Source organism: Kitasatospora sp. NPDC089913, from assembly GCF_044748625.1.
Classification (GTDB): domain Bacteria; phylum Actinomycetota; class Actinomycetes; order Streptomycetales; family Streptomycetaceae; genus Kitasatospora.
Genome location: NZ_JBIVGI010000022.1, coordinates 161,254 through 167,663 on the forward strand (window position 1 = coordinate 161,254; position 6,410 = coordinate 167,663).

Genomic DNA, 6,410 nt, shown 5'->3' on the forward strand with positions numbered 1-6,410 from the left:
ACAGGTTGTTTGATGGATCATCATTCTTCACTACCCCCAAGGGGGTTGATGAACACCGGACAGCCCGAGGTCCCCGAGCGGGCGCCCGGGCGTCGACCCAGGGCCGTTCGGCGGGTCGTCCCCGTGCGCCTCAGGCGGCGCCCTGCGGTGCCGGTTCCGCTTCGGCGGGTCGGCGTTCGGGGGCCGTGGGCTCGGGCAGGGTGCGGAAGAGCAGCCAGCTCAGCGCGGGCATGGCGATCAAGGGTGTCAGGGCGGTCTGCAGGGACGTGGAGTCGGCCAGGCGTCCCAGGAGGGGGCTGATCAGGCCGCCGACACTGACGGTGAGTCCGAGGGTGACGCCGCTGGCGGTGCCGATGCGGGAGGGCAGGTAGTCCTGGCCGAGGGTGACCTGCAGCGAGAAGGGGACGTACAGGCCGGCGGAGGTGAGGGCCACGAACAGGAACAGGGCCGGCCCGGGCGCGCAGACCACTCCGGCGACGGCGACGACCGAGACGAGGTAGGACCAGCGGGAGACCCGGACCCGGTCGTAGCGGTTGGCCAGGGAGCCGCCCAGGACCGAGCCGACGGCACCGCCGAGGAACAGCAGGAACAGGGCCGCGGTCCCCGCGGTCGCACTTCCGTGGGTGCGCTCCCGGGCGTAGAGGGAGACGAAGGTGCTCAGGCCGGTGAAAACGATCGAACGGAAGACCACGGCCAGGGACAGCCTCACGAAGGAGGCCACGTCGTCGGGCCCGACGGCCGGCGTCCCGGCGGACACACCGGCCCGGCGCCGGCCCAGGGTCCGGAGCACCGGGACGCACAGCGCGGTGCCGACCAGGGCGGGCAGGACCAGGACCGGCGTCCAGCGCAGTGAGCCGTGTCCGACCGCGGCCGACACCATGAGCGGGGCGAGCGCGAAGCCGATGTTGCCGCCCAGCGAGAACCAGCTCATCGCGCTGTGACTGCCCCGGCCGACCAGCCGGGCCGTGCGGGCGGACTCGGGATGGTAGGCGGCGACCCCGATGCCGGAGATCGCGACGAAGAGCAGCGTGAGCGCGTACGAGCCGCTCAGACCGCTCAGGCCGATGCCCGCCCCGCTGAGCAGGGTGCTGACCGGCAGCAGCCACGGCATCGCCCACCGGTCGGTGAGCGCGCCGAACAGCGGCTGGGCCACCGACGACAACAGGGACGCGGCCAGCACGATGCCGGAGGCGACGGCGTAGCCGTAGTGGCGGTCGGCCACGAAGTAGGGGATCAGCGCCGCGACGGCGCCCTGGTAGACGTCGACGCAGGCGTGCCCCACGGACAGCAGGGAGATCGTTGTGTTCCTTCGCACCCGCCCATGCTGCGAGAGGCGGCAGCTGTCCCGCTTTCGATAGATTGCCAGATGATGAAGGAAATCCGCCACGAGTCCGTCGCGCCGACCCGGACCCAGCGTCTCGCGTCCGGCGGCGAGATCGACGCGCACCGCCACGACGACCACCAGATCGTCTACGCCGGCCGGGGCGCCGTCGCCGTCACCACCGACGCCGGCTCATGGGTCGCCCCCGCCACCCGGGCGCTCTGGATCCCGGCGGGCACCGCCCACCGGCACCGGGCCCACGGTCAGCTCGACCTCCACCTCGTCGGCCTGCCCGTGACCGAGAACCCGCTCGGCCTCGACACTCCGGCGGTCCTGACCGTCAGCCCTCTCCTCCGCGAACTGATCGTCGCCTGCACGCGCTCCCCCGACGACCACAGCCCGCCCCGGCTGCGCCTGCGCGCCGTCATGCTCGATCAGCTCAGGGTCTCCCCCGAACAGCCACTGCACCTGCCGACCCCCACCGACCCGCTGCTCCGGGAACTGCACGACATCCTGAGCGCCGACCCGGCGGACAACCGCTCCCTCGGCGAGCTCGGCCGACAGATCGGCGCCGGCGCCCGCACCCTCTCCCGCCGTCTCCACGACGATCTCGGCCTCACCTACCCGCAATGGCGCACCCAGGTCAGACTCCACCACGCGCTGGTCCTCCTCGCCGACCGGACCCCCGTCACCACCGTCGCCCTCCGCTGCGGCTGGTCGTCGGCGAGCACCTTCATCGACGTGTTCCGCCGCGCCTTCGGCCACACCCCCGGGTCCCGCCCGACGGCCTGACGCGACGGGACCTCGGCCGCGGCCCGTCCACAGGTGCGGCCCACCGTTCCTGGACCCGCCCGTCGCCGACCTGCGCCCGGCGGGCGTCCAGGGCGGCGTCCGGGGCGGCGTCCGGGCACGCACGGCCCGCGACCGGGCGGGCGGGCCCCGTCAACCCGCGACGCGGGCCATCCACGCCTCGACCTCGTCCGACGAGCGCGGCAGGCCCGCCGACAGGTTCTCGGCCCCGTCGGCGGTCACCAGCAGGTCGTCCTCGATCCGGACCCCGATGCCGCGCCACTCCTCGGGGACGGTGAGGTCGTCCGGCTGGAAGTACAGGCCCGGCTCCACCGTGAGGACCATGCCCGGCTCCAGCACGCCGTCGACGTACTCCTCGTTGCGGGCCTCGGCGCAGTCGTGGACGTCCAGGCCGAGCATGTGGCCGGTGCCGGCCATGGTGAAGCGGCGCTGGAGGCCGAGCTCGTACGCACGCTCCGCCGGGCCCTCCAGGAAGCCCCACTCGACCAGCTTCTCCGCCAGGTGGCGCTGCGCCGCCACGTGGAAGTCGCGGTAGGCGGCGCCCGGCTTCACGGCGGCGATGCCCGCCTCCTGGGCCTCGTACACCGCGTCGTACACCTTGCGCTGCACGGGGGTGAACGAGCCGCTGATCGGCAGCGTCCGGGTGACGTCGGCGGTGTAGAGCGTGCGCGTCTCCACACCCGCGTCGAGGAGCAGCAGGTCGCCGACGCGCACCGGGCCGTCGTTGTCGGTCCAGTGCATGATCGTGGCGTGCTCGCCGGCGGCGCAGATCGAGCCGTAGCCGACGGCATTGCCCTCCAGGCGGGCACGGCGGAAGAAGGTGCCCTCGATCCACCGCTCCGAGGAGGCGACGGCCCGGGAGAGCTCGCCCACGCAGTCGGTGAAGCCGCGCACGGTGGAGTCCACCGCCTTGCGCAGTTCGTCGATCTCCCAGGCGTCCTTGACGAGACGGAGTCCGCTCAGCGCTTCCTCCAGTCCGGCGTCGCGTTCCGGGTCGGTGGTGACCGCCGCCTCGAGGGCCGGGTCGATGCCGCGCACGATGCGGGTGGGGACGTCGGGAGCGGCTGCCAGGTCGCTCGCCGCCGTACGGACGTCGCGGCAAGCCAGCCCGAGCACGCGCTCCGACTCCGCGAGCGAGCGGCGGCGACCCATCCACAGCTCGGCGGTGTAACCGAGCCAGAACTCGTCGGTGTCCCGGCCGTCCCGCGGCAGTTGGTAGCAGTACGCGTCGTGGCCGCCGTCCCGGCGGGGTTCGAGCACGAGGGCGCAGTCGCGGGCCTGGTCGCCGGTCATGTGGACGTAGCCGGAGTACGGGCGGAACGGGTAGGTGTCGTCGTTCGAGCGGGTCCTGAGGCCGCCGGAGGGGACGACCAGCCGCTCGCCCGGGAACAGCGCGGACAGAGCGGCGCGACGGTGGGCCGTGTACGGGGCCTGCTCGTCCTGCGCGAGGTCGTGCTGTTCGGTGTCGGCCCAGCCCGTCCGCATCAGGGCCGACAGCTCGGCGGAGACTCCCGGGTAGAGACCGTTCTTGCGCGCCTTCGCCACGTCGTTCTCCTCTGCCTTCACTACCGGACCGCGTTCACCCGCCGAGGAGCCCCGGCAGCCCCCGGACCGTACTGCGGGGCGGCGTTTCCGGGAGTGCCACCGGTGCCAGTGGCACTGATCGGCCACCCGGCCCGGTGGTCCTCGATAATGCGGTGCATGGCGAATGCGAAACTGGGCGAGGCCCTGCGGATGCTGGGGATCGGCTCCGCAGCCGGCCGCGTGTACCTGTCGCTCCTCGAGCTGGCCCCCGCCCCGCTCACCGAGATCGGCGAAGCGACCGGGCTCGCCGGTGCCGAGTTCGCCGCGGCGTACGGGGAGCTGGTCGACGCCGGGCTGGCCGACGCCGCCACCGAGGGCACGGACGTGGTGGCGCCGGTGCCTCCCGCCGCGGGGCTCGAGATCCTCGCCCGGCACCGGGCGGCCGAACTCGAAGGGTCGCGCATCGCCGTGGGCGGGGCGTTCGAGTCGTTCCGCCGCCGGCGGCTCACGGTGCACAACGACAACCTCGTCGAAGTGGTGACCGGCGACGCCGTCGGCCCGCGACTGCGCCAGGCGTGGGCCAGCGCCCGCGAGCAGATCCGTCAGCTCGAATCCCCGCCCTACTTCCCCCAGGGCGAAGCCGTCGAGGACGCGCTGGCGACCCTCGCCCGCGGTGTGACGCAGCGGGTCGTCTACTCGAAGGCGTCACTGGAGATGCCCGGGCGGCTGGAGTCGGCCATCGAACCGTGCGTCGAGGCCGGCGAGCTGGCCCGGGTGGCGCCGACGGTACCGGTCAAGCTGGTGATCATCGATGAGGCGTACGCACTGGTGTCCCTGTCGATCAGGGAGACGGACGTGCACAACACCATGCTGGTGGTGCAGCCGTGCGGCCTGCTCTCCGCACTCCTCGCACTCTTCGAGCAGACCTGGCAGCAGGCGCTCCCCTTCCACGGCCGCGCCACCCGCCCGGCCGGCCTGCTGCCGGCCGACCGCCGCCTGCTCCGCCTCCTCGCCGGCGGTGCGAGCGACGAGGTCATCGCCCGCGAACTGGGCATCAGCCGCCGCACCTTCTTCCGCCGGCTCCAGACCCTGATGGCCCGTCTGGGCGCCGAGAACCGCTTCCAGATGGCCCTCCAGGCGCAGCGCTCCGGCTGGCTGTAGCTCCCGCCCGCCGGCGCACCCGCCCCCACCGACCGCGGACCGACGGCAGACCGGCCTCGGACCGGCCGCAGACCGGCCTCGGACCCGCCGCGAGGTCGGACGCGGGTCGGACGCAAGGTCGGACGCGGGTCGACAGCGCCCTGACCAAGCCTGATACCTTTCGATCGCCGTGGTGTTCGGGAAACCGGTCGAAGTCCGGTGCGGCCCTCGCCACTGTTGCCGCGGAGTACCGCGGCCCTCGCTGACCGGCTTCCCCCGCGGTCAGGACCACTGGGCGGCCGGACGAGCCACCCGGGAAGGTCGGCCGCGGCACGTCGATGCGGAAGCCAGGAGACCGGCCACGGCACGACATGTTCCACGAGGGTCTTGGAGAACACGTGCCCAGCGGTCTGCTGCATCCGTTCCGTTCCATATGTTCCGTTCGTCCTACTCTTCCCGCACGCATCGCACGCCCGCCACGTGCCGGGCGAGCGGCCGCCGCCGTCCTGCTCGTCGGTGTGCTCGGAGGGTGCGCCGGCGCCCCCGCTCCCGCCGCGTCCGGCGGCTCGACCGTGAGTGCCGCGCCGGTCGACCTGGACAACTGCGGGACCACCGTGTCGGTCGGTACGCCGCCCGAACGGCTGGTGACGCTCAACCAGGGTGCCACCCAGGTGGCCCTGGCCCTCGGCCTGGAGTCCCGGATGGCCGGTACCGCCTACCTCGACGACGCCGTCCCGGAGAAGTGGAAGGCGGCCTACGACTCCGTCCCGGTGCTCTCCAAGGAGTACCCGACGAAGGAGAAGCTCCTCGCGTCCCGCCCCGACTTCCTGTACGCCTCCTACGCCAGCGCCTTCACCGACAAGGCCGTGGGCTCCCGGGAGGAACTGCGCGGCCAGGGCATCCCGTCGTACGTGTCCCCGTTCGGCTGCTCGGACAAGAGCAAGGTCGCGCCGACGACCTGGCAGGCGATGTGGGGCGAACTGAACGACGTCGCCAAGGTCTTCGGCGTCACGGAGCGGGCCACCGCGATCCAGCGGGGGCAGGAGCAGCAGCTGGCACAGCTCGGGGCGACGGCCGCCGGCAAGGGCCTGAAGGTCCTGTGGTTCGACTCGGACACCAAGACGCCGTTCGTCGGCGCCGGTCACGGCGGGCCCCAGCTGGTACTCGACGCCGTGGGCGCCGCCAACGTCTTCGGGGACCTGCCCGGCGGCTGGCAGAACGTGAGCTGGGAGAAGGTCGTCGCCGCGGACCCGGACGCCGTCGTGGTAGCGGACGCCGACTGGGACACCGCTCAGTCAAAGATCGACTACTTGCAGGGCGACCCGGTGCTGAGCAAGCTCACCGCCGTGCAGCGCAAGGCCTTCGTGGTGGTGCCGTTCTCCGAGTCGACCCCCGGTGTGCTGCTCGCCGACGGCGCCGCCCGGGTGTCCGCGGGACTGAGCCGGCTGCACCAGGGTTCATGAGCACCGCGCCCCACCCCGTCGCGCGGCCCGCCGGCCGGGGGGGGGGGGGGGGGGGCCCCGCGCCCGGGGCGGCCGCGGGGGGCCCCACCGCGGGGCGACGGGGCGGGGCGGGCGGGCGCCGCGCCCCCCCCCCGAGCCACCACGACAGCGGC

At 73.3% G+C, this 6,410-nt stretch carries 5 protein-coding genes and 1 riboswitch; of the genes, 3 read left to right on the forward strand and 2 right to left on the reverse strand.

All coding sequences use genetic code 11. The features are described 5' to 3' along the window. Positions 1–130: 130 nt before the first annotated feature. The gene (locus ACIPYS_RS28730; RefSeq protein ID WP_400751318.1) at positions 131–1,315 is read right to left on the reverse strand and encodes an MFS transporter; all 1,185 of its coding nucleotides are present in this window, start codon (positions 1,313–1,315) and stop codon (positions 131–133) included. Positions 1,316–1,366: 51 nt separating this feature from the next. Here ACIPYS_RS28730 and ACIPYS_RS28735 point away from each other — a divergent pair, with 51 nt between their 5' ends. Then, positions 1,367–2,113, forward strand: coding sequence for an AraC family transcriptional regulator (locus ACIPYS_RS28735; protein ID WP_400751321.1), 747 nt, complete (start codon positions 1,367–1,369; stop codon positions 2,111–2,113). Positions 2,114–2,263: 150 nt separating this feature from the next. Here the strand turns inward: ACIPYS_RS28735 and ACIPYS_RS28740 are convergent, their stop codons facing one another. Further along, positions 2,264–3,676 carry an aminopeptidase P family protein gene (locus ACIPYS_RS28740; protein ID WP_093858718.1) on the reverse strand — a complete coding sequence of 471 codons (1,413 nt, stop codon included), beginning with the start codon at positions 3,674–3,676 and terminating at the stop codon, positions 2,264–2,266. A gap of 156 nt (positions 3,677–3,832) precedes the next feature. Between ACIPYS_RS28740 and ACIPYS_RS28745 the strand changes: the two genes are divergently transcribed. Next, positions 3,833–4,816 (forward strand): helix-turn-helix transcriptional regulator, encoded by a 984-nt coding sequence (locus tag ACIPYS_RS28745; protein WP_173862002.1) that lies wholly within the window; start codon positions 3,833–3,835, stop codon positions 4,814–4,816. Between the two features lie 153 nt (positions 4,817–4,969). Further along, positions 4,970–5,174: riboswitch (cobalamin riboswitch) on the forward strand. Positions 5,175–5,367: 193 nt separating this feature from the next. Beyond that, positions 5,368–6,258 (forward strand): ABC transporter substrate-binding protein, encoded by an 891-nt coding sequence (locus ACIPYS_RS28750; protein WP_400751326.1) that lies wholly within the window; start codon positions 5,368–5,370, stop codon positions 6,256–6,258. The last annotated feature ends 152 nt before the right edge of the window (positions 6,259–6,410 follow it).